A 25,715-nucleotide genomic window follows, 5' to 3' on the forward strand; every position below is an offset into this window, starting at 1 on the left:
GGCTTACCTTTGCGCTAAGCGTTTGCCACGGCCTGCCGCGCCGTCTTTGCCCTGACGGGCAGCCGCATGGCGGCGACGGCGGATTCTCTGCTCGCAAGAAGTATCGATATAAGAGCCGCCGCCAACAGCACGCAGAAAAGCATCCACACCGGCATATAGCTGCCGACCACGCCGTTTACCGTCTGTGAGTCGAGCATAGCGCCCGTCACGATCGGGACGGCGACGTTCGAGCTCTGGAATATGAGGCACTGTATCGACGTAGTGGTCGCGGCGTATCGGTCGCCGCCAATATTGACGGCCCAATAGGCGAGGTGGGTGCCGGCCATGTTTGAAAAGAGGCCGAAAAAGACGGAGGTCATAAGCAGCGTTGAGAACGAGCGCTGCAGCGAGAAGGCCAGCAGCGTGACGATCATCATCGCAAAAACCGCGGCGCTGCAGGTCTTGGGATCGATCTTAAAGCGCTTGCCGAGAAAACCCGAACCGATAGAGCCGGCAATGGAAAAAATGCTGAACGCAGTGACTATCAGCCCCGCCTGCATCACGGTGAGCCCCGCGCCTCCCGGAGCTGCGCCGGTAATGAAGCGGTTTGCCCACGTTATGTAGCCGGCCGGGATCCCCATGAAGAAAAAACCTGCAACGGAGATGATAAGTATCTGCCTGTTGGTAAAATAATTTTTTATGCCGGCGGTAAAACTCGTCCTGTCGCCGCTTACGGCCTCCGCCTGCTTCGGCTCGCGCACTACGGCCAGCACCAGCAGCGCGATGACGGCGATGGTAAAGGCCGAAGCCTGAAAAGCGCCGCGCCAGCCTCCGCCCGCAAGAGCGAGCGGCGCCAGCTGATTGGCGATAAGAGAGCCGAGAGACGGAGAGGCAAGCAGTATGCCGAAAGCCACGCCGCGCTCCTGCGGCTCAAAATAATTTGACAGAAGCCTCGAACAGAAAGCCATGATCCCGCCGCTGAAAAGGCCTCCGCAGACGCGATATACGCAGCCTGAAGAAAAATCCTGAGCATAAGCCATAGCCAGAGTGAGCGCAGCCACCCCCATCACCGAAGCGAACAGCAAATATTTGACGCGAAACTTATCGGCAAGAAAGCCGCCTGGGATCTGCGTCACGAGATAGCCGATATAAAACGCGGCCATGAGGCTGCCAGCCTCCGCCATGCTGATGCCAAGATCGGGGGCTGCGGCGGACAGCACCGGAGCCCAAATAAACCGACTGACAAACGTGCTTGTGAACGCCAATACCAGGACCGCCAGGATCAGCCAGCGATAAATATTATTTTTCTCTTTTGTTTCCATAAGCGTGGTTCCTTCTCTCTAAATAAGTTTTTCCATCAGCCGGCCGCCTGAAGACGGCGGTTTTTCTGCTCTGCCGGAGCTTGCGCTAAATAATTTATCCATGTAAAATGAAAAACATCTCCATGAGCGGGGCCAATACTGCAATAATGTCCCGCCGCGATACAAATTTACCTAGTGCGCCAAACTGAGCCGAAAGAGTTTGCAATGCACTTGCATCTGTGGTATGATATTTTTTTAACTATACAAAAAGCCTTTTGTATAGTTAAAAAAATATCATAGTTTGTGAGCCTTGTCAATAGTATGTTGAAATATGGCCGAAAGAGGTGAAAAAAAACTTATGGGATCAATACGGGCAGAGCGGGCGGACGAATTGAGAAAAGACATTCTGGACGTCGCGGAAAAAATGTTTCACGATTACGGATACGCGGGGGCGACGTTTCAGAAGATAGCGGAAACGCTGGGCATCACAAAAGGCGCGATAACATATCATTTTAAAAACAAGCATCTGATAATGGCGGAACTGGTAGAGATTTTTTTCATCGGCATCCGCAACTTTATCGACGCACATCCCGAATATTACCGCAACGCTTACTGGCGGTACAGCGTGATGTACATCTACGCTTACCGCATCATAATGTCAAAACGCAGCTTTCAGGAACTTTTTTATCAGGAAGACCAGATCGTGCTGTGGGATAACGTGCTGTCAAAAAAATTAAAATTCGTTTACGAAAATATCGCGAGAGATTTCGGCAAGTCCTTTACGGAGGACGAATTGCTGGTAACCGCCGTAATGGACCTGGGAGCCAGAAGGAACATGTACCATCTTTACATGAAGATACCGGGGCTCGACAGCATAGATAAATTTTGCCGCAGCCACGTCTATATGATAGGATGCCTAAGCAGGCTGGATGAGGCGACGATCCGCGAGAACATAAAATACGCCTTCGAGTTCACCGACGCCTTTGAGCTGCCTCCTTTACCTCTCTTTTGGTGACGGCACGCATATGCAGGGTCCGGTCCGCTATGCGGCCGAGCCCGTTTTCGCGCCTTTATTTCAATAATAGTCTTTTGTGGCGACGCTCCTTAGACAGCGTCGTTTTCCCCGGCTTGCTTACACAAGCGTGCCGACCGGGAATGCTTTGCGGAACAGGAAGCGGACAAGCGGCCCCGCGACGGCTAGCTGCAAAGGAAAGGCGACCATAAAGTTGAGCGGGATGCCGATCAGATAATTTTTCGGAATTTCCGCAAGGCCGCCGTGATTGCCGCTTGCAACGATTGCGCCGTACAGCGACATGCCAAGCACCATCAAAATGGTCCTACAAAACGGCATCGCTAAAAAATTTGCAGCTTTTCCAGAGCCCTCATGCGAAAGGACGGCTCCCGCCAACTTTCTTGCCAGCGGCGAGGCCGCGTACCAATTTAATACGAAGGCGATCGAATAAGTCAGCGGGAACGTGAGCCATGAATTCATCAAAGGTTTTAGCCCGATTTCGCCCATTTCCCTAACCTGAGCGTAATATCCCATGCAAAAGGCCATAAAAGCGCACATCATCAGCGTGAAAATTAAACTTTCTTTTTTGTTTTGCGGCATCATTAGAATCTCTCCCAACTGTTTATTGCATTTGTGAAATTGCAAAGTTAATTTTTGCGCGGCACAGCGCGTCAGAGCATAGACGCGGCGGCCGTCCGCGCATCCGAAAACTTTGGACTGCATGAGAAGAGCGCGGAGCATTCGACGGCGGAGCGATAAAAGCGCGCAAAGCGTCCCCTCTGCGTTAATCCTCCTCTCTTGCCCCGGACTTCCACGCAAACAACAATTTCAGCAGTATTTTTTCCAACGATTCCTGTTCCTCTTTGCTTAAAGGCGAGAAAATCTCTCTGGCAAACTGTTGATTTTCTTTGTGGATCCTCTGCGCTTCGCTGCTTCCCTGCGCTGTTAAACAGACGTTGACATTGCGGGCGTTTTGTTTGCTGCATTCCCGCGTGATATCGCCGTGCGCTTCGATTTTAGCTAAAAGTTCGCTCAGCGAAGCCGAACGGATATACGTATAGTCCCGAAGCTGGCGCTGCGTCATGTCCCCGTAATGCAGCAGGATCGCAAGTATCCTGTTTTTACCTTGATTTTGGCCGTTGCGATAAGTAAACAGATGGCAGAGCTTATAGAACAGGGCGGTCAGTTTGCCTTCAAGACTCCCGTGCTGCAGCCGGTCCAGCTCGGCGTATTTTTCACCGCTCTCGCATTCCGGCCGCGAACCCGGACAACGTCGTTCACAAATAGGACAAAATCGCTCCATCATTTTCCTCCCTTATAATGCTAGGTACCTAACTAATAATATTAAAGCCTTTTTGCTCGATGTCAAGGTACCTATCATTTTTTTGCCTTATCGAGTATCCCAAAGCGCCGCGGATGCAGTAAGGGTAAATATCGGCCGGGCGCTTCGAATATCTTCCCATGAGCCGCACGCCGGCCGACGGGGTTAGTTTTACAATTAACAGCAAAGGGCGAGTTCAACTGTAAAAGTAACTCCGAGTTTGTAGAAGTAAACTCGAGCGCAGCGTCAGCTTTCGCACGATACAACGGTAAAAGGATAACTATAAGAATACCACCGGCAATCAATGAAGTGTGTCTTGTAATTTTTTTGATTGCCGGCGGTTTTTATAGGATTTTCTAAAGGATTTTTAAGGTACACCAACACTGACCTGCCGTAAGCACGATTTTTGTCTAAAAGTTATCGCGACAGGTTATGTTCGCTCTCTTAATGTCACGGTTTCACATCGGCAATTTCAGGCTATACTATTACCGCTGTCTGTTACGTAGTAACGCCGGCGTTAGAAGAACGTCCTCCGGCGAAACAGGCGAAGCGCCCAGCAAGCGGAGAGTCTCCTCTCCATGAAGAAAGCTGAACACCTCATAAGAGAAGATCGGCCGTTCAGCTTTCTCCTTAATAATGGGTTGATGTTGTTCGACAGCAGCTGCATATCGGCCTGGTCAAGATCATCGACGCTTGTTCCCTTCGGAAGCACCTTGCGTATCTGCTCATGGTTGTTCTCTATGGATCACTTTTGGACGGTTCGCAGTAAAAGACACGGCACGGCCTGTCCGCGCCACTGCCAAGCTCCAACGCCGCAGGGTCGGTAAATTCGCTGCCGTTGTCCGTAAGGATGACGGGGAAAAGCTCAACATAGAGTTCGCGCCCAAGGCGTCGGTATAAATCATTGAATATGCTGGAGGCAGACTTTGCAGTATTGGCATCGCGCAGATAGACCAGCATCAGCAGAGAATCCAGGAAATGGATCGTGAGCATTACCTTTCCTCCGACCCTGCCGTCCACGGAGTCGATCTCAACTATAGGAGTATCCGGGTGCGCCGCCATAAACGCATTGAAATCGCTGTACTCGCGTCCTTCTCTGCACTTGGGATCAACCTTGAAGTTCTGCTTTGACTGACGCGGCAGACGCCTGCGGACTTTGCGCGGAAGGTCCAGGTTTATCGCGTCAAACTTATTTCCGTCAATATAATTGTATATAGTCTTCTCCGAACACATCAGCGAATCCTTTTCAGACTGCCAGATATGATAGACCGACTGTCCCCGTTTTATGCGCGGGGAGATGATGTCGTTCAGTCGTTTCAGCTCCTCGTTGGAAGCCGTTATGCACTGTCTTGACTTCGACAGCACTGCTGCAGCCTCTTTCTCAGCGGGCAATGGCTCGTAATCCGCTTCAACACAACTCACAACATCTTCATCGAGGGGGTTGACAATCACTCCGTTTGTATCTAAAATCTCACGCATTGAAAGACAACCAGCTTGAAACATCAGGAAGGAGGCAATGGGACATGACGAATAAGACAACAAGAACATCGGCTGACAGTCGTGTCACACGGTTCTCCTTTACCGGCGCGGGTCCTCTTCACGGGATCTGCGCGAAGACTGCATGATTCATAGATAGCACCGTTTGAATCCACGCACCGCGTATATGTCGTTGAAGCAGGGTCCGCACTTTGCGAGCCCTGCTTTTTTGCTGCCGTTTGGCGGCATGAATTATAAAAATATCTTGAAAGCACAGAGAAAGGAAATGAGAACAATGGAGAAACAGAACTACTACCAGCCAGAAATCGAATGCGCCTCACGCGAACAGATCAAAGAATGGCAAAGCGAAGGACTTGTAAAGACAGTCAAGCACGCCTATGAGAACTCGCCCTACTACCGCAGAAAAATGGACGAACACGGAGTGAAGCCCGAGGACATCAAAAGTCTGGACGACCTCCACAAACTGCCATTCATCTGCAAAGACGACCTGCGCGAGGCCTACCCATACGGCCTGCTCTGCAAACCGCTCTCCGAGTGCGTGCGCATCCAGTCCACGAGCGGAACGACCGGCAAGCGCGTCATCGCCTTCTATACACAGCATGACATCGACGCCTGGGACGACTGCTGCGCGCGCGCGATCGCCGCGGTAGGCGGCACCAAGGACGACGTCGTGCACGTCTCTTACGGTTACGGCCTCTTCACCGGCGGCGCGGGGCTCAACGGCGGCTCGCACAAGCTCGGCTCCCTCACGCTACCGATGTCATCCGGCTCGACCGACCGCCAGATACAGTTCATGCAGGACCTCGGCTCGACGATCCTCTGCTGTACTCCCTCCTACGCCGCCTACCTCGGCGAGACGGTCGTAGAAAAGGGGCTCCAGGACACAATTAAACTCAAGGCAGGGATCTTCGGAGCCGAGGCCTGGAGCGAGGAGATGCGCCGCGACATCGAGGCGAAGCTCGGCATCAAGGCCTACGACATCTACGGCCTCACAGAGCTTGAGGGACCGGGCGTCAGCTACGAATGCTGCGAACAGCACGGCATGCATATCTGCGAAGACCAGTTCATCGCCGAGATAATCAACCCCAACACCGGCGAAGTGCTGCCGGACGGAGAAAAGGGAGAGCTCGTCTTCACCTCCATAAACAAAGAGGCCTTCCCCATGATCCGCTACCGCACGCGCGACATCTGCGTGCTTTCGCACGAAAAATGCTCCTGCGGCCGCACCCACGTCCGCATGGCAAAGCCGATGGGGCGCAGCGACGACATGCTCATCATCAAGGGCGTCAACGTATTCCCGTCACAGATAGAGACGGTGCTCATCGACAACGGCTACTCGCCGAACTATCAGTTGATCGTAGACCGCGTCAACAACAGCGATACTCTTGACATCAACGTCGAGATGACGCAGGCGATGTTCAGCGACACATTGGGCGAGATATCGGCGCAGGAAAAGACGCTCGTTGGCGCTTTGAAGGGCTTCCTAGGCATTTACGCTAAGGTACACCTCGTCGAACCGAAGAGCATCCCGCGTAGCGAGGGCAAGGCGGTGCGCATCATCGACAAGCGCAAGCTCTACTAATCGGAACGCGTTAAATAAAAAATATTAAATTATCCATAGGGATATAAAGAAAAATTGATTATAATAGAAGGAGGAATAAGATTATGAAGGGGGAAAAGACCATGACAGTCAAACAGATTTCCGTCTTTGTAGAAAATAAACCCGGGAAGCTTGCGGAGTTCGTGGAGCTCCTGCGCGCCAACGGCATCGACATGCGCGCGCTGTCGCTCGCGGAGGCCGCCGACTTCGGCGTGCTCCGCACGATCGTCAGCGATCCGGACAAAGCGCAGAGGGTGCTCTCCGAGGCGGGCAGCATTTCGGCGGTGACGCCGGTGCTCGCCGTCGAGGTTTCCGACGAGCCGGGCGCGCTCTACCACATCCTTGAGATACTCAGAGAGGGAAACATCAACCTCGAATACACCTACGCCTTCACTACGCGCAGGAACCAGGGAGCCTACATGGTCTTCCGCGTCGCGGACAAGAACATCGAGAGAGCCGTGGCGCTCTTAGCCGAAAACGGCATCGGCATCGTCGCCCAGGAAGATATTTACGACCTGTAACGGCGCGTATTTCCATAAAGATCATCGGCCCTCCGGTTCGGAGGGCCGATGATTTGTATAGCAACCGGTAAAAGATTTACCTCTTTCTAAATAATACCGCCGCTCCGCCGAATGCCAGCAGCAGAAGCGGGAACGAGGCGGCGCTGCAGCCGGAAGAACCGCCGTCAACCTGTTTTTCGTAGGCGCCAGCATCGGCTTTCGGCCCCTGCGGACGGGATATGCCGCGCGCGTCGGACGCCGGAATCCAGGAGGTCCCGGCCGGTATGACCTCCAGAGCCGCGCTCTTATCGGCAAGAGCCACAGTTAAAACATTGCCGCCATTATCCTTCAGCGCCGGGGCACCGTCTTCATAGACAAGAACCTCGTTCGCAGCGGCATCTTTAACGTCCGAATCCGTGAGCGTAATCGTAACGTCTTCCGATACGCCCGCTGGCTTCGCCAAATCAACTGTGCCAAGCACATTATACCCACCGCTGACAAAGTTGCCGTCGTAGCGTGCGACCCACGGTCCCAACGCGGGATCAGGATCTTTATCGGCGTTGTCGGAATAGTGAACGCTTACGTCCTGAGCCGTTCCGTCTGCCAGTTTATTGCCAACGATGACACATCCCATAAAGTTTGCCGTCCCGACAGCCTTCATCGTATCATCGCTATGTGAGCCGTCATGCGCGTAGAGGCCGGCGCCCCCCATCGTTGCCACGTTGCCGGCCATTGTGCAGTTCACGATCGTCAGCTTGGAAAGTACATCAAGGATGAATCCTCCGCCGTATTTTGCCTTGTTGCCGATGATTGTACAGTTCGTCAGCTCCGCGTGGGCATTGTAAAAGAGAATCCCGCCGCCGTTGCCGACGCTGTTCGCGGAAACGTCGTTACTGGCGATGGTGCAGTTCTCAAAAACATTGAGCTTGTCATTCTCCGTGTTGACGTAGATCCCACCGCCGCGGCCGCCCTTATTGTTCATGACAAGGCAGTTGTACATTTTTACATTGCCGCCCCAGTCGCCGCCGCGGTTAGGCGCGGTATAGCCTGGGTCGACATAGATGCCGCCGCCGCGCGAGCCGCTTGAGTTGCCGGTTATCTTCGTGTTCGTCAGGACCGCGTTGCCCTTAAGGTATAGGCCGCCGGCTCGATCTTTACCGGTATTGTCGCTAATTTCGCAGTCCGTGAATGTCACTTTGGCTTTTGAGTCGATGAAGAGCGCCGCGCCGCCGTCGCGCGTGTGAGTGCCCTTTTCTGAGCCGCACTTTGTAACCTTGACATTCTCAAAACTTACGGTCAGAGACTGATCTATGTAGACGCCTCCCCCGCTTGCGGTAGAACCGCCCTTGGTGATCGTGACATTCTTGAAGGCAACATTTGTTCCCGTAACCTTAAAAACGCGAACGATGCCCATCGCGTCTATCGTGTATCCGTTGCCGTCAATAGTTATCGGCTTATCGACAGCGATTCCCTCTTCCGTGACATTGACGGCGTCTGCCGACACATCATAGGCATAATTCTCCGACAGCACAAGCGCGCCGCCGCTGGCCGTTTCCGCTATCGCTTCTTTCAGTTCGCTGAAATTCCCCGCCTCCGCGCCGCCGGCAAACAAAAGGACGCAAGACAACAGTACAAAAAACCTTTTGGTCATTCGTTTCAAAAATATCTCCTCCTATTTGATTTTATGCAACAGTGTTTCAATACTAATATAATTTATAGACCATTCGCTGTCTATTTTTAATCAGTAAAAATCTCTTATGCTCAATTTTAATTTCAAAATAAAGACATAAGGCTTGACATAAATCGAACTCTGCGCAAAAATAGCCAGTAATGCAATAATGGCAAATGCAATGACTGGAAAGAAGTAGGTCTGCCGGATGTCCTACAGAGAGCCGCCGGACGGTGCGAGGCGGTGGACGGGCGAACTGAAATACATTCCAAGAGCAGCACACCAAAAGGGATGGCACGTTTCCATCCGCGAGTAGGCTGTGACGGGTCCGCCCGTGACCGCGGACAGGGTATACTACATTTTTTCGTACAGTACCCGACGAGGACGTATTTCGTGAGAATACGTCAAACTGAGGTGGTACCACGGGTGATCATTCCCCGTCCTCTGGATAACAGGAGGACGGGGATTTTATCTTTCCCTCCTCCGAGAAAAGCTGTGCAAAGTTTAAGGAGGAAGAAACAAAAATGCCAATTACAGACCTGCTTGAGAGGAACGCCAGAGAATTCTGCCACGAGACGGCGCTCGTGGAGATAAACCCCGAGGTCAAGGAGCTGCGCCGCGTCACGTGGAAAGAATACGAACTTATCGAATCAAGCCCCGCGGAAAGCTACCGCCGTGAAATAACCTGGAGCGTCTTTGACGAGAAGGCGAACCGCTGCGCAAACCTGCTGCTCTCGCGCGGCATCAAAAAAGGCGACAAGGTCGCAATCCTGATGATGAACAGCCTTGAATGGCTGCCGCTTTATTTCGGCATCTTGAAGACCGGTGCCCTCGCCGTCCCCCTCAACTTCCGCTACACGGCGGAAGAGATAAAATACTGCCTTGACCTCGCGGACGTCGACGCGCTCTTCTTCGGACCGGAATTCATCGGCCGCGTCGAAGACATCTGCGGACAGATACCGCGTGTGAAGCTGATATTCTACATCGGCGACAGCTGCCCGCGCTTCGCGGAAAATTACCTGCACCTGACGGCGAACCTCTCAAGCTACGCGCCGCGCATCCTGCTCTCCGACGACGACGACGCGGCGATATACTTCTCCTCGGGGACGACCGGTTTTCCAAAGGCGATACTGCACGACCACGAAAGCCTCATGCACGCGGCGAAGGTCGAACAGAGCCACCACGGACAGAAACATGACGACGTCTTTCTCTGCATCCCGCCGCTCTATCACACGGGGGCGAAGATGCACTGGTTCGGCAGTCTCATCTCCGGCGGCAAGGGAATACTGCTCAAGGGCACCGACCCGGTATCGATAATAAAAACCGTCTCGGACGAGAAATGCACCATCGTATGGCTGCTCGTGCCGTGGGTGCAGGACATCCTCGACGCGATCGACGCGGGAAAGATACGGCTGGAAGACTACGAACTCTCGCAGTGGCGTCTCATGCACATCGGCGCGCAGCCGGTGCCGCCGAGCCTCATCAACCGGTGGCGCAAAGTTTTCCCGAAGCATAAGTACGACACGAACTACGGCCTCTCCGAGTCGATCGGCCCCGGCTGCGTGCACCTCGGCGTGGGCAACATCGACAAAGTCGGCGCGATCGGTATTCCAGGCTACGGCTGGAAGGTGAAGATCCTCGACGACGAAGGACGCCCCATCACAGACGGCAGCGTCGGCGAACTGGCCGTCAAGGGACCGGGCGTCATGACCTGCTATTACAAAGACCCCAAAGCCACCGCCGAGGTGCTGCACGACGGCTGGCTCTCGACGGGAGACATGGCGCGTCAGGACGAGCAGGGCTTCATCTATCTTGTGGACCGCAAGAAAGACGTAATCATCAGCGGCGGCGAGAATATCTACCCCGTCCAGGTCGAGGACTTCCTCCGCGCCCACCCATCGATAAAGGACGCGGCGGTGATCGGCCTGCCGGACCAGCGTCTCGGCGAGATCGCGGCGGCGATCATCGAACTCAAAGAGGGTTTCTCCTGCACGGAGGAAGAGATAGAAAAGTTCTGCCTCGACCTGCCGCGCTACAAACGCCCGCGCCGGGTGATTTTCGCCGAAATACCGCGCAATCCGACGGGCAAGATCGAAAAGCCGAAGCTACGGCAGATATACCGCGCGGAAAACCTCGTCGCGATGCAGACGAACAGCTGAGCCCTAAGGCTTTCCGCATAGGCGGCGCTTGTGCGCGTGTTTGACAAAAAAAACAGATAATGTATAATGTTCTCCGGCATCCGTACGGGTGCCTTTTGCCGGTGTAGCTCAGCTGGTAGAGCAGCTGACTTGTAATCAGCAGGTCGGGGGTCCGAATCCTCTCGCCGGCTCCAGTGACAGCAAGGACTCAGACGATTTCGTCTGAGTCCTTTTTTATTCGAACCAACATTATGCCGTCAAAGATATGTTATGTTAGGACGTTATTTCTTCTCGGAGAGAGCGGTGAAAGCATCTATGAGCTCATTGATGACTTCTTCGCTTCTCTTTAGCATCGTGTCTTTTTCTTCATCTCTCTTTTTCAATTCGAGAAGCATCTGCTGCATACCTGCCATTTGACGCTGTACGCTCTCGATGTCCCTTAGAATGGACACCTGTTTCCTACCGCCTTGCCCAATGGCAAAGCTTATGCCGGCACGTCCCATCGTGTCACCGTTGGAATTGATTGAGAGCCCAGCGTTTACCAGCATATTTTCTCTAACATAATGGAATGCTCCAACCGCCACTGACTGTTCATTGCGGTACATGCCCAAACCTGCGCTGAGTGTAGTCGGCTGGTATGGGTTGTAAGGGACGGGATGGAGCGCGCTTAACGCCGCAGCATGTGCGCCTACGATCTGAACACGTTCATCGATGGTATCGATTTGGCGGTACGCGTTCCATAGCTGGTCTCCATTGACTGCATCAGTACTTCCCTGACTAACGCTGCCATTGGCAAGCCCGGTTATTGTGCTGCCGCCCATGTTGATGCCGCCCTGGCTTATGTCAATAGTTCCGATTTTGACCTCTTTGAATTTAGGCGTCTCTGCAACGCCAAACGTATAGGTCCCATGCGCATCTTGCGTTATGCTGAGGTTGCTGCCTTCGGCAATGGCAAACTTGCCGCCATTTGTGATATTAGTTTCTTTGCCGTTGACTGAGAGCGTCCAGCTTCCCGAGCCTTGGCCGGCACCGGATGCGGCAGCTTCTTTGATGGCCTCCTGAATGCTTGTGAAGCTCTTGCCGTTAACGTTGAAAGTACCGTTAATGCGGCCGTTAGTTGTAAGCTTGAACGAGCCGCCCATCGCCTGAACCATGGAATCGGCAAGAGTCCACATCTGTTTTCCGGATATTGCGTCTACGCTGTTTTTTGAGATATCTCCGTTGGCTACGTTCGTGAGTTTTACCTCGCTGCCGGGCGCGCCGCCAACTAAAGTGATGGTGCTCTTGGTGTTGTCGTCATACTTCACTGAGAGCATGTCCGCACCACCGGCTTTTATTATGTTGTTGATCTTCATGCCAAGGTCGTTGCTGACCGTTTTAAGCTGGCTGAAGTTGACGGCGTCGCTGGCAGCGTCTCCGTTCGCAACGTTGGATATCTTGACCGCCGTTCCGGAATCCGTGACTGAAAGTTTGTTCTTCGCGCTCTTGAGATATTTGACGGAGAGATCGTCTCCCTCCCGCAGACCCTCTATCCTCGCATCCTGGGGACGCCACCTGCCCTCCCAAAGCCGCCACGTCGCCGCTTACTGTCATGAGCTGGCTGAAGTTGACGGCGTCGCTGGCAGCGTCTCCGTTCGCAACGTTGGATATCTTGACCGCCGTTCCGGAATCCGTGACTGAAAGTTTGTTCTTCGCGCCCTTGAGATATTTGACGGAGAGATCGTCTCCCTCCCGCAGGCCCTCTATCTTCGCATCCTGGGACGCCACCTGCCCTCCCAGAGCCGCCACGTCGCCGCTTACTGTCATGAGCTGGCTGAAGTTGACGGCGTCGCTGGCGGCGTCTCCGTTCGCAACGTTGGATATCTTGACCGCCGTTCCGGAATCCGTGACTGAAAGTTTGTTCTTCGCGCCCTTGAGATATTTGACGGAGAGGTTGACGTCCTTGGACACTTCTGTCACGACATTGTCCAACGCCTTCAATTGAGCGATGTTGACCGCATCGGTATCCTCTATCCCGGCCGCTACATTGGCTATGTTGCGGGTGTTGCCATCACTCCCGACAGATACCTCCCCCCAGCCATCTTTGGCGGCAGTTTGATTTATCGCATTGATATAAGCGGTATTTGCCGCGGTAGGAATGTATAATTTTATATTAGTGCGCATTTTTGATGAAGAGAATGCCCCTAAGGCAACTCCGCCCGCAGCCTCTCCAACGGCATTGCGCCCTATGGCGAGGCTGTTAATATTATTCGCTGTAGAATATGCCCCGAGAGAAATGGCGCCAGAAAGTTGCGCATGTGCCGACATTCCAAGCGCTATATCCCCCCAATTGTCAGCTTTCGCAGTTGCTCCCAAGGCAACCGTGCTCTTCCCACCGGCTATAGCGTCACACCCTGCCGCAACGCTAAATTGATTTGGAGCGGACGAGCCTTCGCCCCATTCAACACTTTTCTTCCCCGGCGCCGCTTTGGCTGAACAGGGGAAAAAAAATAACAGGATCACCAACCACGTCAATATATCTTTTTTTGCCAACAAGGTCATATATTTATTCATTTATTTTCACCTCTTGTAAAGTCGATCGCGACTTTGTTGAAAAGGCGCAAAATTTCAGCGCTGACATCGGTATCCGGCAAAGCTGCTATCGCAAGGCCGTCCTGGATGAGCACTTTGACTCCACGCTTGTTGCATTTCAGCCATTCCAGCGACGTTCTCCTTAGTTCGATTATAAGAATGTCAGAGACGCGCGCTACTTCTTCCTGATAGAGCGCTCCCATTTCCGCGCGCTTTTGTGCGGCGTGACTCTCGGCATCTTTCACTCCGCCGAGGCTTGCCCTATATTTCTTAAACTCGGCGTCAAGCTTATCTCTAAGCCTGTCGAGATGAGCCTGCCCCGCCTTTCCTGGAACGCTTGAATCTATCACCGCCGCCACGTTGATGACGGCGACCTCTGAGGAAGGCGCCGGATTTGCGCTCGTGCCTGGGGCCGCAGGAACCGCCTCCGGACGCTTGCTGTAATGTATCCCGCTCATAACAGTACTTACAGCAGCCTCTCCATTTTTGTCGGCGTTGCGAATCCATCCGGCATTCTTTTTGCTGGAGACAAACGCCTCGGTATGATCCGCTGCTTCCGCCGGCTCATGCCAATTACATGCCACCATCGGCATAATAACCGCGATAAAAATAGTTATTATGACTATAAAAATATTCTTGGATTTTTTCATAAAATATCCATGCATCGTTATTTCTCCTTTGCCAACGAAAGTCTTTGTTTGACCATTGGCGCATTCTTCTCTTTTATTTTCTCTCCCGCTGGAAATCAAGTGCAGGTAAATAATAAGCCTATAACTGGCTTTAAACGTGTATTTTTGCTAATTTTTCATGAAACACCCCATATTTATAATATTCTATGCCTTAATACTGGATATTTTATTCCAATATTACAGATTTTCAATATACAATTTGACCAATTTTATCCAAAATAAAAATTCAACTATAATGATTATTTCACCATTAAAATACCAATAAATACCATGTTTTATAGCATATAAATAATTGAATTATTGGTTTTTAGAATAAAAAATCAACTTTTAATAAAGAAGAATACAAAAAACATTGTACAAGGTTCCTAAATTGTTTATATTTACAGAAAAGTCGGCAGCAATCCTGTTGCAATGTAACTCCCATTGATTTTTTCTGTTGGGCAATTTGCACAAAATAAAATTTTCTGCCGAATTACAAAATAATAAAATTTCAGTGAACGTACGAACGGCAACTCTGCAATAATTTAAAGCGTTATGTTTGTTTTAAAGGCGGCGTTATCTTTGTGAGGATTGCATACACGCTTGATGTGCGAAAATATTTTATGCCTTGTCGTCATTTATTTATGGGTGGCAACAATAAACGGCATAATTAAATAACATTGTTCGTGATACGGGCGATCGGCGATGTATGTTTGAGATATGCCGCTTTTGATTTTGCGGCGCCGATATCGTATCTCGAGCACGGTGTTATCCATAAGGAGAACTGTCCGCGGCAATGTAATGAAGGCTTGTTTTCGTGAAGGGACTAGGGCGGGGCCGGTGACCTGTAGAAACGAGGAGGTATTCTTTAGAGACATTATCTGAAACCACAGCCGTGAGGCCGGTTTTCTTACAATAGAGTTGCTTATAAATCAACTTTTTATGGCTAAAAAGTATAACAAGATCACACTTCGCCAAAATACCGCTTATTTTATCGTTTTATCGATATGTAAGAAACAAATGCGCATTAAGTCATATTCAAGAGAGACCTTTTTAATTTGCGTTTATAAGGCCTCCGGATATATATATATATCGAATTAAGTTTGTCACTTAATATTTTATGGCTATATGTGAAATAGATGATAGCATTTAGAATGTAATTTACACGATATAGCTTTGAATTTTAAGTAATTTTTCAAAAAACAAAAAAGTGAGGTAATACATGAAACTCTCGAAAATAATGTACTCTTTGCTGTGTCTGCTTTTGGTTTTGTTTACACTTTTCTTCTCTCCCCCATCTGGCTGCTCCGCAGCGGACGACACGAGTTGGTTGGTGTTCCACGGAGACCATACCGTAAGTTCGGCGGATATCACGACAGGCAGCAAGGGCTCCCCTGGCATAAGCGTCGGTGGTTCAGGTTCCTCTATTACCATTACCGGCTTGGCAAAAGTTCAGACAAATGGTGAATATTCCGATGGATTGTGTGCCGAAAATGGCGGTCGGTTAACCGTGAGATCTGTCGACGTAACGACAAACGGCAGTCAGTCAAACGGTATCCACACCGATACAGGCACAATATCCGTTGGCGGGAACATAAACGCCGTCACGAACGGTGACTCGGCGCGCGCCCTCTGGGTCCAAGGTAGCGGCAAGATAAATGTGAGCGGCGACGTGACGGCATCCACAAGCGGAGGCCAATACGACGGCTTTATGTCGAACGGCATAGCCGCAGGCGGCAGCGGCATTATGAATGTTGACGGGACCGTAACTGTGAAAACAAGCGGCGCAGACAGGATTTATGCCGTCATGGTCGATGGTAACTCCATGGTAAATGTTGGCAAAAACCTGGACGTTGTGACCACGGGACGCCATGGACATGGTGTTTACGTCCTTTCCAAAGGGCGGTTAAGCGTCAAAAAAGATATCGATGTTATGACGCAGGGCGAGACCGCATTTGGTATTTCCGTTAATGAAGGAAAGATAGATGCCGCGGGAAACATAACCGTAACGACAGAGGGGGCTACCTCATACGGAGTAGACTGCATCAACGGCGGCGTGATCAATGCCGGAGGAAAGATAACCGCAAAGACAAGCGGAGATGACGCTTACGGCGTGGCGGCGAATATGGCGGGCAGTGCGATAAATGCCTCCGGAGATATAAACATCGTCACCGGCGGAGCGCGAGGGTACGGCTTCTATATTAAAGAAAACGGCAGAGTAACCGGCGGCGGAAACGTGAAAGCCAAGACCGGCGGCGAATCGGCCCATGCCGTATGGGCCAATAACGGTACTTTGGACGTGAGCGGCAACGTAGACGTTTCCGCCTCCGGCAAGTATGCCGGCGGAATTTATGTTACAGGCACAGACGGCATGGTAAATGTCGGCGGAAACCTGCTCTCCACAACCAGCGGAAACGGGGCAAGCTCTCTCTGGTGCAGTATGGGAAAGCTTAACCTGCACGGAGATACCGCTGTCAACAGCGCGAACGGGGACAGGGCCGCCGCCGTCTTCGCTGAAAATAAGGGGGCCGTGACGGCGAACGGCAATGTAAGTGTCAAAATGAGCGGAGATGACACATACGGCCTCCTTGCCATGACAGAAGGCACCATCAACGCGGAAGGCAATGTAAACGCGGCCATCAGCGGAAAGAATTCCTTAGCCGTCGTTGCCGGCGGCGGCGCGGTCAATATAAGCAAAGACGTTGCGGCATCGGCCGACGGGGACGGCGCGGTCTGTGTATATGCCAGTAGAAACGGCTCCGTAAATATAGACGGCGGCCTGCGGGCGAAGATAAACGGAAGCGGCGCGGAGGGCGTTTCCGCCGCCTCAGGCGGAACGGTGAATCTTAACCGCGGCGCGGCGATCCGCGTCGGGGATAACCCCGTTTCTTGCGCCGTCGCCGCCCGCGGCGCAGGTTCGTCAATAAACATCAACAGGGCAGGCGGCGGCCTTGTCAAGATAGACGGAGACATATTTGCCATGGAAGACGCAAAGGTAAATATAAATATGGACGCCGCGGGATCTTATATCACGGGAAGTTCCGGCCTCAACGGCGCCGGCGGCAGCATCGCTGGGAAACTGGACATAAACGTCGGAGCCTCCGCCGCCGCGTGGAACGTTACCGGAAACTCTTTCGTAACCGGGCTCCGCAATGCCGGCACAGTCAACTTTGCGCATGATCCCGGCAAGCCGTCCGCATCCTACATCAAGGTCAGCGCAAAAGATTATGTCGGCGCCGGCGGAAACCTTGTGATGAGGGCTGACATCGACGGCCAAACGGGAGACCGGCTTGAGGCGGAGAAAATAAGCGGCGAAACGACGATCACGGCCATACCGGTAAGAGCCGGCACCGCCGAGCGTTCCGGCGCGCTCGTGACCGCCGTCAGCAACAACGGCGCACGGTTCACGCTTACCGGGGAAAGAGTCGCGGCCGGCGCCTGGTATTACGAACTGGGCGACGCGCCTACGGCATCCGGCCGGGAATGGTATTTAAGGAGGTCCACCTCAACGGAGAGGCTCACCTCCACGGGATACGGGATCGCATCCGCCTCCTACCATCCCAACCTCTGGGACACCGAGGTGAACACACTGTTTCGACGCATGGGGATATACAGAGACGACATGTACAACGGAGGCCTTTGGTTTACCGGCGTTGTAAACAAGAACAGCTATGACTTTGCGGACAGCGGGAGCTATACGGACAACCGCACCTATAAAACGGGAACTATCGGCTATGACAGGAAGGTAGAAACCGGCGACGAACATACAAAGCTATGGATCGGCGCCATGTTCGGTTACGGCAAAGACAACCGTGACATGGACTTCGGCATCGGCGAGTCAAGGATGGATTCGTATCACGCCTCTCTGTACGGCATATACAGGGCGGACAACGGATTCTACGCCGTAGGCATCGCAAAGTATAATAGATACAAGAACGATTATGAGATAACGAGACCTGACCCGTTCACAAAGCAGATCCTTGAATTTGACACGGTCACGGGAGATTTTAAACAAAAAGGCTGGGGGTTGTCTCTCCAGGTCGGAAGGAAGTTTGAAATCAAGCCCGCAAAGGAAGGCGCGGCGGCCGCAGGCTGGTACTGGGAACCTCAGATACAGGCGTCATGGAACAGAGTGGACGGCGCAGACTACAAGACCAACAGCGGGATCGACGTACAGGTAAGCGGCAGCGATTACTTCCGCCTGCGCGGCGGTGTTGAATTGGGGCGCACATGGGAACTGGCGAACGGAACGATGCTCAACCTATACGGAGACGCCTCGTACTCTCATGAGTACGGCGGCGATACGGATTTCATAATGGACGGCGGCCGATTCTCAACTAAACACAGCTTCGGCGGAGGATATGGTATCTTTGGAATCGGCGCGAACTGGAGATACGCTCCGGGAAAATACATAAACGCGAGGTTCCAGCATTCCGCGGGTTCAAAATATACGGAACCCTTTGCCGTCTATCTCGGGCTTTCGTTTGAAATTTGACAGACCGGCAAAAAACAAAAATAAGGCAGGATAGTGCGAAAAATCATATAGTACGGCGCTGACAAAAAGTTCTACTGAACAATTAACTCCGAAGAGGGCCTGCTTCTCGAAGATGGCCCTCTTCGGTTTTTTGCCGCAAAACCATCATGATACATAACTTCATTAATACTGCCCCGTCATCCGCAGATAGCTCTCCATCTTCATGAGCCTTTCCTCGTTGCCCTTTCTGTTTCGTTTGCTCACGAGGACGAGTATCTTTTCCATGTTGGAGAAGAAGCTGACGTAGGAATCGAAAAAGCCCATATTGCGGCTGTTACTGATGATCACCTTCGCCGCGCCTTTGGCGACGGGGGCGGCATAGCTGTCGGTCATCGCGATCACGGGACAGCCGGCGTCGCGGGCCATCCGCGCGGCAAAGGCCGTTTCGCTCGAATAGCGGGCGAAGGAGATCGCGATCATCGCGTCCTCTTTCGTAATATCGATGAGGGAATCGATCAGCGGCGCTCCGCCGCCTACGACGAAAACGTCGGGACGCACGCAGGTGAGCATCACTCCCGCCGTCGAGGCAAAACCGGCGCAGGTACGGAAACCAACGATGAATACGCGGCGCGCGCGCAATATAATGTCGGCGGCGTCGATTATCTTCCTGTTGTTCTCCGCGTTCGTGTCGCCGCGGAGGTTTTTCTGCACGTTGTCCATATAGGCCGCCAATATCTCTTCGTCGGGCAGGTTCTCATACTCCTTTATCCTTTCGTGCGGCACCGGCAGCGCCTCAAAGCGCGGAGCGCCGGCCACCTCCTCCTGCAAAGCGCGTTTGAAGGCCGAGAAGTTTTCATACTCCAGCTTTTTCGAGAGGCGCACGACGGACGAGGGGCTCGCGCCGAGCTGAGCCGCGATCTCGTTCGAGGTGAGAAAACAGGCCGTTCTCCGGTTCGCCATAATGAAATCCAAAACTCTCTTGTCATTCTCCGTCAGCTTTGCGGCAGCCACGCGTTCTTCGATCGCTCCGTTCATCCTTACGATTCCCCCTTCATCACTATTGTCATTATATATGATTTTATAAAATCATACAAAATATTTTCTGCTTGACAAAAACCAAAACACTGTTATTATGATTTTTATAAATCGTATTTAAGATTTTTTGATTATATAAAACCATAAGCGGAGAGATAAAAAATGCGCGACATGAGCAAGGGAGATATAACGAAACAGATGGTGATCTTTGCCGTCCCGCTGATGCTTGGGAATATATTCCAGCAGCTGTATGGCGTCATCAACTCCGTCGTCGTCGGCAGATACCTCGGCAAAGCGGCGTTCGCGGCCACAGGTACCGCGATCCCGGTCATTAATATCATGATGTTCCTCCTGTTGGGGATGACGATGGGAGCCTCCGTGCTGATGGCGGAGTTTTTCGGCGCGGGCGACGAGAAGAGATTAAAAGAAGAGATCTCCACCTCCGTCATCTCCGGCCTGATCTTCACCGTTCTGCTCACAGCCGCGGGGATGTTCTGCGTCGAGCCGGCGCTGCGCCTGACCAGGGCTCCAGCCGAGATCATGCCGCAGGCCGCCTCCTATTTGAGGATAATCTTCGCCGGATTGCTCTTCGCGTTCCTCTACAACCTGATGTCGTCGGCGATGCGCGCGGTGGGCGAATCGACCGCGCCGCTCCTCTTCCTGATTTTTTCCTCGCTGATGAATATCGCGCTCGCCGTCGCCTTCGTCGGCAGGCTGGGCATGGGCGTGGAAGGCGCGGCCCTGGCAACGGTGATATCGCAGGCCGTTTCCGTACTGCTCTGCCTGATCTATATAAAGCGGAAGCTGCCGCTGCTGCTGCCCGACCCCGCCTCCTTCAGGATAAGTCTCCCGCTTTTGAGAACAACCGCCTCCTACAGCTCAGTTTCGGGCGTGCAGCAGGCCGTGATCTACGTGGGCATCTTCCTGCTGCAGGGCGCCGTCAACCCGTTGGGGATAGACGCCATCGCGGCCTTCTACGCCGTCTGCCGCATAGACGAGTTTGTTTTGGCTCCCAACGAAAGCCTCACCAGCTCTCTGATGATGTTCGTATCGCAGAACAGGGGCGCCGGGAACGATGCCCGGATAAGGAAGGGGGTCCTGCGCTCGGCGTACGTCAATCACGGCTGTACCGCGGCCTGTTCGCTGATATTGTTCCTCATGGCCCGCACGCTGGTATCGATGTTCCTGGGCGACGTCGAAACGACGGCGATAGCGATGGGGACTAAGTACCTGAAGTTCATGAGCGTCATTTATCTGCTTTCGGCCAGCTGCAACACCTTCCAGGGCTTCTTCCGCGGCATCGGGAGGATGGACGTCACTCTCTACGCGACTTTGATACAGATACCGACGCGCATCGTCCTGACTTATATTTTAGCCGGCTCCATGGGTATAAACGCCGTCGCCGCCGCGACCGGCGCGGGATGGGCGCTGATGACCGCGTATCTGTTTGTCGAATATCTCAAATACCTGAAGGCGGAAGCCCTTCCCGCCGGCGAAAGGATGAATAAGTATGGAATCGATTTTTGAAAGCAAAGAAAGGTGCTGCGGCTGCCGTGCCTGCGAGGCCAAGTGCCCGCGGCGCGCCATAACGATGGCGTCCGATGAGGAAGGGTTCTTATACCCGCGAGCGGATGATAAACTGTGCGTCGGCTGCGGGCTCTGCGTCAGGGTATGTCCGCTGCGCATCGACGGCAACCGCAAAGAAAGCGGCGAGCCGCGCTTCTTCGCGGCGACGCACGACTCCGAAGAGGTGCTCATGAACTCCACCTCCGGCGGCGCTTTCACGGCGATTTCGGACGTCATCCTAAATCAGGGGGGAGCCGTGTGCGGCGCGGACTTCGACGACGGCCTGCGCGTACTGCACCGCGTGACGGGCAGCGCCGAAGGACGCGACCGCATGCGGTTTTCAAAATATGTACAGAGCGACGTCGGCGAGGTATATTCGATAATAAAAGAAACTCTTGCAAAGAGGCCCGTGCTCTTCACCGGCACGCCCTGCCAGTGCGCGGGGCTGCGCTCCTTTCTGGACGGAGAGCCGGAAAACCTTTTCGTCTGCGACGTCATCTGCCACAGCGTGCCCAGCCCGCTGGTCTGGGAGGAATACAAGCGGCTGCTGGAGGAGGAACACGGCGGCAGGGTCACGGCGGCGCGGTTCCGCTCAAAAAAATACCCCTGGAGCAGGGAAAACAGCAATAAGGGCTTTATGTTCAAAATTGAAGGTTCAGATGAATGGCTGGAAGACGGCCGCTTCTACGACCTCTTCATTCGCAAAAGGGCCATTTCGCGCCCTTCGTGCGCGGAATGCCGCTTCACCGACACCCGCCGCGCCTCGGACATGACGATCGCCGACTGCTTCGGCATCGAAAAACAGGCGCCGGAGCTCTACGACAGCCGCGGCGTCTCGCTCGTCATCGTGAACACGCCCAAGGGCGCGGCGATGCTGGAGGCGATCTCAAAAGATATGAATATTTCGGAGAGGCCGGAAGCGGAGATAACTGCCGAACAACAGCGGCTCAGCGCCCCCGGCAAATTCCCGCCGGAGCGCGCCGCGTTCTGGGAGACGCTGCGGCGCGAAGGGCTGAAGGCGGCGCTGTAAGAAAACGGCACGGCCTCAAAGAACGCTTGACTGACCACCTATTCTCTTACAAAGGGACGGTTTTCTTTGCCAACCTTTCCCACGTTAAAAGGCATTCGGCAATGGTTTCCCCTTCATGCGGATAACTTTTGCGGATAAGGTGGGGGCGGTTTCAGGTCATATCATTATAAAAGCGGTAATTGAGGCATGTCATTATTTTTATTTTCCGCTATTGAGATACTCCATATCGATTCTTATGACAACTTTTTTTATTGACTGAAGGGTACCTTTCGCCACATAGGGTTGGTGTCCGTCCTCCGGGAAGAAAATGGCGATACTTTTATTGGCTTCATTTCTCATGACGCAATCCGCCTGCCCGGTATAATTCTGAACATCCGCAGCGGCATCATAGCACCCGAATTTTTCTAATCTCGATACTGGGCAGTAGCCTACGCACTCATCGCCGGAAAGTGTCATCTGCAAGTCCGCACTGCGTAGGTGGTTTTCAAAAGGCGCATCTTCGGGCCGCATCGTACAGACCTCTTGTATCAAAGCGAAGACCTTCGTACCATCTATGGAATAACGGCCCGGCTCAAGAGCGGCCAAGTCATTATTATTGATAAAATCAACGGCCTGTTCGATCCCCCTCCCCTGACAAAAATATCTTTTAATATCTGTTATGGTGGTTCTGATCATCAGATTTTGCCTCCTCCCAATATACGACGATGCGTCAGCTTTCGGGTGTAACCAGACGCCCGTCGTAAAAAACGGTGCCGCCTCCGCCGTATAGGTAAATTGTCTTCCCTCGCAAAATAGTTCTGACTGGCAAACCGCGGCCGGATAATCCGGTGAAGGCGGATATTTTATTTTTATAGAACAGGGAATCCTTTGTGATGCGCCACAGCAGGTTGGGATCAAATATAACGAGGTCCGCGTCATAACCGACCTTGACCGCGCCTTTTTGGCCGTATAGGCCAAAGATCTTCGCCGGATTCGCGGACAGAGCTCTGGCAAGCAGCGTTGGAGAACATCCTCTTTGATTTATGGCATATTCAAAGAATAACTGCATTGTGCTTTGGAGTCCGCTTATTCCTCCCCACGCGCCAAATATCCCGTGCCGAGAAACATCTTTTTCGTCCTCCATGCAGGGGGAATGGTCTGAACAGATGACGGACAGAACACCGTTGACAACGTAATCCCATAACTTTTTTTGCTCGTCGGCGGCTCTTAGGGGTGGAGCACATTTAAAAAGCGGCCCTTTTGTCAGTAAATCCGTCTCGTTAAAGATGAGATAGTGCATACAGGTTTCTGCCGTTATCGGCAGGCCGCATCTTTGCGCCGATCCGATCAGTTCCGCTGCATCCGGATGGCTTACGTGGCAGATGTGGGCGCGGACTCCAGTTTTCCTTACCAGCGCGATAACATTTTTTACGGCGGTAAGTTCCGCGGATACCGGTCTTGTGGCTAAATAATCCCGCCAGCCGCAATTATTTTTATTAAAAAATTTACTCTCTTCGCCCTTGATAATGGAGTAATCCTCCGCATGGAAGCCGATCAGACCGTCAAATTTTAAAACCTCTTCAACGACCTTTGCTATGGTCTCTTCCCCAAGAGTCTGGTAATCTTCCGACACCGGACCAAGAAATATTTTATATGCCACACATCCGGCTTTGTGCAATTCTTTTATATCGTCGATATTGTAGTCAAGCGCGGCGCCCCAAAACGCATAATCCACAGCAGCACGGCCGGACAGAACTCCGATTTTCTTTGAAAAGGCGTTTAGGTTAAACAGCGGGGGCTCGTTCTGGAGGGGCATGTCGATAACCGTTGTAACCCCTCCGGCCGCCGCCGCGGAGGTGCCTGCGTTGAAATCTTCACGCCACGTAAACCCAGGATCGTTGAGATGCACATGGCAGTCCACCAGTCCAGGGAAAATATATTTTCCCTGAGCGTCAATAACCTCAGCGGCACAATCAGAAGGCAATTCCCTCATGGCGGTGATTTTACCATCTTTCACACCTATATCTGCGCAAACGACCTCTTCCTCAAGTACAATTTTTCCACCCGAGACGATCAAATCATACACTTGCACACCTCCAATTTACGGCAGTCATCCTTTGCATCAAAAATTTAGATGGCGTATAAACTAACTGCGCCATCTAAATTCAATTTCATTAATTTTGAAGCTATTTCGCAGACAGAACCTCCAGTGCCGCGCCTGTGTCGCATTTGTATCCATATGTGTTGAATGCGTCGCAGAGCGCCACTGTCAGCAACGCCATTTTTGCGGGGTTCGAGTTGACTCCCATAAGTCCGACTCGGTGGATTTTCCCTTTGAGTTCGCCAAGGCCGCCGCCGATCTCTATGTTGTATTTATCCATGAGATATTTGCGTATCACCGCTTCATTCACGCCCTCAGGGGTGTAGTAAGTGGTCAGGCTCGGCAGGCGGTATTGTTCTTCCACCACCAATTTCAGCCCCATGGCCTCCAGTACTTTCCAGAAGAGCCGCGCGTTGGACCAGTGACGCTGCCAGCGCTTTTCGTTTCCCTCTTCGAGGATGATACGCAGCGCCTCGTTGAGCGCATAGGTCATGTTGATCGGCGCGGTATGGTGGTAGAAACGATCTTCTCCCCAATAGCGCATTATCATGTTAAGGTCAAGGTACCAATTTTTGACGGGCACAGAGCGATTTCTTATCCATTCACCCATGCGTGGGGAAACGGTCAGCGGCGCCAGGCCAGGAGGGCAGTTGAGGCATTTCTGGGTCCCGCTGTATGTCATATCAAATTTAAGCCTCTCAACGGGGACTTCGACGCCTCCGAGGGAAGTCACGCAATCAACAAGCAGGAACATTCCTGCTTCGTGTACGAGCCTGGATATTTCGTCGAGCGGCTGCAGGACGCCAGTGGAGGTCTCAGCGTGGACGATACCGACGACCTTCGCATCGGGGTTGTCGTTGATGGCTTTTTGCAGGTCGGCTGGGTCAATGGGTTTACCCATCGGCGAGCTGACGACGACAACATTGGCTCCGTAGCGGGAGGCGACGTCGGTCATTCTTTGCCCAAAAACACCGTGGACGCAGATGATGACTTTCATCTCCGGAAGTACCGTGTTGGCCCAGGCGGCCTCCATGCCGGCGCTTCCAGTTCCAGGCATCGCCATGGTGAGCTCGTTTTTCGTCTGAAAAACGTATTTGAGGAGTTCCCTGGTCTCATTCATGATCCCAAGGAAATCGGGATCAAGGTGTCCAAGCATTGGTTCGCTCATCGCCCGCAGCACGCGCTGGTCGGCGTTGGAGGGTCCGGGGCCCATAAGTAATTTTTCTGCTGTCTTACGCAGCGGTAATGTCATCCCTGTTTTCAGTTCCATCTTG

Annotated in this window: 19 protein-coding genes, 1 tRNA gene and 1 other annotated feature; of the genes, 8 read left to right on the forward strand and 12 right to left on the reverse strand. The window is 52.7% G+C overall.

The window, feature by feature from the left end; translation table 11 throughout:
- Positions 1–14: 14 nt before the first annotated feature.
- Complete coding sequence (locus CLOEV_RS14495; protein ID WP_034444632.1) at positions 15–1,301, reverse strand: MFS transporter; 1,287 nt, start codon at positions 1,299–1,301, stop codon at positions 15–17.
- Positions 1,302–1,638: 337 nt separating this feature from the next.
- On the opposite strand from CLOEV_RS14495, the gene CLOEV_RS16255 reads away from it, so the two are divergent.
- Positions 1,639–2,295: a TetR/AcrR family transcriptional regulator gene (locus tag CLOEV_RS16255; protein WP_051485138.1), complete on the forward strand. Its 657-nt coding sequence runs from the start codon at positions 1,639–1,641 to the stop codon at positions 2,293–2,295.
- A 117-nt stretch (positions 2,296–2,412) separates the two neighbouring features.
- On the opposite strand, the gene CLOEV_RS14505 is transcribed toward CLOEV_RS16255, so the two are convergent.
- The 3 genes from CLOEV_RS14505 to CLOEV_RS16960 form a co-directional block, all read right to left on the reverse strand.
- Positions 2,413–2,895: a DUF2798 domain-containing protein gene (locus CLOEV_RS14505; RefSeq protein WP_156938439.1), complete on the reverse strand. Its 483-nt coding sequence runs from the start codon at positions 2,893–2,895 to the stop codon at positions 2,413–2,415.
- A 181-nt stretch (positions 2,896–3,076) separates the two neighbouring features.
- Positions 3,077–3,598, reverse strand: coding sequence for a MarR family winged helix-turn-helix transcriptional regulator (locus CLOEV_RS14510; RefSeq protein WP_156938440.1), 522 nt, complete (start codon positions 3,596–3,598; stop codon positions 3,077–3,079).
- Positions 3,599–4,351: 753 nt separating this feature from the next.
- Positions 4,352–4,978: a hypothetical protein gene (locus CLOEV_RS16960; RefSeq protein ID WP_051485140.1), complete on the reverse strand. Its 627-nt coding sequence runs from the start codon at positions 4,976–4,978 to the stop codon at positions 4,352–4,354.
- Positions 4,979–5,384: 406 nt separating this feature from the next.
- On the opposite strand from CLOEV_RS16960, the gene CLOEV_RS14520 reads away from it, so the two are divergent.
- Together CLOEV_RS14520 and CLOEV_RS14525 are read left to right on the forward strand one after the other, a co-directional pair.
- Positions 5,385–6,692 carry a phenylacetate--CoA ligase family protein gene (locus tag CLOEV_RS14520; protein ID WP_008708813.1) on the forward strand — a complete coding sequence of 436 codons (1,308 nt, stop codon included), beginning with the start codon at positions 5,385–5,387 and terminating at the stop codon, positions 6,690–6,692.
- An 83-nt stretch (positions 6,693–6,775) separates the two neighbouring features.
- Complete coding sequence (locus CLOEV_RS14525) at positions 6,776–7,231, forward strand: acetolactate synthase (RefSeq protein WP_008708812.1); 456 nt, start codon at positions 6,776–6,778, stop codon at positions 7,229–7,231.
- 76 nt (positions 7,232–7,307) lie between these two features.
- Here the strand turns inward: CLOEV_RS14525 and CLOEV_RS14530 are convergent, their stop codons facing one another.
- A complete protein-coding gene (locus tag CLOEV_RS14530) occupies positions 7,308–8,861 on the reverse strand; it encodes a right-handed parallel beta-helix repeat-containing protein (RefSeq protein ID WP_034444638.1) in 1,554 nt (517 codons plus the stop codon).
- A gap of 190 nt (positions 8,862–9,051) precedes the next feature.
- Positions 9,052–9,327 (forward strand) — a binding site (T-box leader).
- 76 nt (positions 9,328–9,403) lie between these two features.
- Here CLOEV_RS14530 and CLOEV_RS14535 point away from each other — a divergent pair.
- Together CLOEV_RS14535 and CLOEV_RS14540 are read left to right on the forward strand one after the other, a co-directional pair.
- Positions 9,404–11,038, forward strand: coding sequence for a class I adenylate-forming enzyme family protein (locus CLOEV_RS14535; protein WP_034444642.1), 1,635 nt, complete (start codon positions 9,404–9,406; stop codon positions 11,036–11,038).
- 97 nt (positions 11,039–11,135) lie between these two features.
- Positions 11,136–11,211, forward strand: a tRNA-Thr gene (locus CLOEV_RS14540).
- 87 nt (positions 11,212–11,298) lie between these two features.
- Here CLOEV_RS14540 and CLOEV_RS14545 read toward each other — a convergent pair.
- Genes CLOEV_RS14545 through CLOEV_RS14555 form a run of 3 tightly spaced genes read right to left on the reverse strand, consistent with a single transcriptional unit; the run spans position 11,299 to position 14,337 of the window.
- Positions 11,299–12,453, reverse strand: coding sequence for a YadA C-terminal domain-containing protein (locus tag CLOEV_RS14545; RefSeq protein WP_425393618.1), 1,155 nt, complete (start codon positions 12,451–12,453; stop codon positions 11,299–11,301).
- Entirely contained in the window at positions 12,395–13,570 is a 1,176-nt protein-coding gene (locus CLOEV_RS14550; protein ID WP_034444645.1) for a hypothetical protein, read from the reverse strand. Before CLOEV_RS14550 ends, CLOEV_RS14545 begins: the two co-directional genes overlap by 59 nt.
- On the reverse strand, positions 13,567–14,337 hold the full coding sequence (locus CLOEV_RS14555; RefSeq protein ID WP_156938442.1) for an OmpH family outer membrane protein: 771 nt from the start codon (positions 14,335–14,337) through the stop codon (positions 13,567–13,569). Before CLOEV_RS14555 ends, CLOEV_RS14550 begins: the two co-directional genes overlap by 4 nt.
- Before the next feature lie 1,429 nt (positions 14,338–15,766).
- Here CLOEV_RS14555 and CLOEV_RS14565 point away from each other — a divergent pair.
- A complete protein-coding gene (locus CLOEV_RS14565; RefSeq protein ID WP_034444651.1) occupies positions 15,767–18,751 on the forward strand; it encodes an autotransporter outer membrane beta-barrel domain-containing protein in 2,985 nt (994 codons plus the stop codon).
- 162 nt (positions 18,752–18,913) lie between these two features.
- On the opposite strand, the gene CLOEV_RS14570 is transcribed toward CLOEV_RS14565, so the two are convergent.
- The gene (locus CLOEV_RS14570; RefSeq protein WP_008708807.1) at positions 18,914–19,765 is read right to left on the reverse strand and encodes a MurR/RpiR family transcriptional regulator; all 852 of its coding nucleotides are present in this window, start codon (positions 19,763–19,765) and stop codon (positions 18,914–18,916) included.
- A 162-nt stretch (positions 19,766–19,927) separates the two neighbouring features.
- On the opposite strand from CLOEV_RS14570, the gene CLOEV_RS14575 reads away from it, so the two are divergent.
- Positions 19,928–21,292, forward strand: coding sequence for an MATE family efflux transporter (locus tag CLOEV_RS14575; protein ID WP_008708805.1), 1,365 nt, complete (start codon positions 19,928–19,930; stop codon positions 21,290–21,292).
- Positions 21,276–22,361 (forward strand): Coenzyme F420 hydrogenase/dehydrogenase, beta subunit C-terminal domain, encoded by a 1,086-nt coding sequence (locus tag CLOEV_RS14580; protein WP_034444654.1) that lies wholly within the window; start codon positions 21,276–21,278, stop codon positions 22,359–22,361. Before CLOEV_RS14575 ends, CLOEV_RS14580 begins: the two co-directional genes overlap by 17 nt.
- 198 nt (positions 22,362–22,559) lie before the next feature.
- Here CLOEV_RS14580 and CLOEV_RS14585 read toward each other — a convergent pair whose 3' ends face one another.
- From CLOEV_RS14585 to CLOEV_RS14595, 3 genes are all read right to left on the reverse strand, one after another.
- Entirely contained in the window at positions 22,560–23,036 is a 477-nt protein-coding gene (locus tag CLOEV_RS14585; RefSeq protein WP_034444656.1) for a NanQ anomerase/TabA/YiaL family protein, read from the reverse strand.
- Positions 23,037–23,070: 34 nt separating this feature from the next.
- Positions 23,071–24,426 (reverse strand): allantoinase AllB, encoded by a 1,356-nt coding sequence (allB, locus tag CLOEV_RS14590; protein ID WP_034444659.1) that lies wholly within the window; start codon positions 24,424–24,426, stop codon positions 23,071–23,073.
- Positions 24,427–24,526: 100 nt separating this feature from the next.
- A complete protein-coding gene (locus CLOEV_RS14595) occupies positions 24,527–25,711 on the reverse strand; it encodes a pyridoxal-phosphate-dependent aminotransferase family protein (RefSeq protein WP_245591140.1) in 1,185 nt (394 codons plus the stop codon).
- Between the last annotated feature and the right edge of the window lie 4 nt (positions 25,712–25,715).

This window comes from Cloacibacillus evryensis DSM 19522 (genome assembly GCF_000585335.1).
GTDB lineage: Bacteria > Synergistota > Synergistia > Synergistales > Synergistaceae > Cloacibacillus > Cloacibacillus evryensis.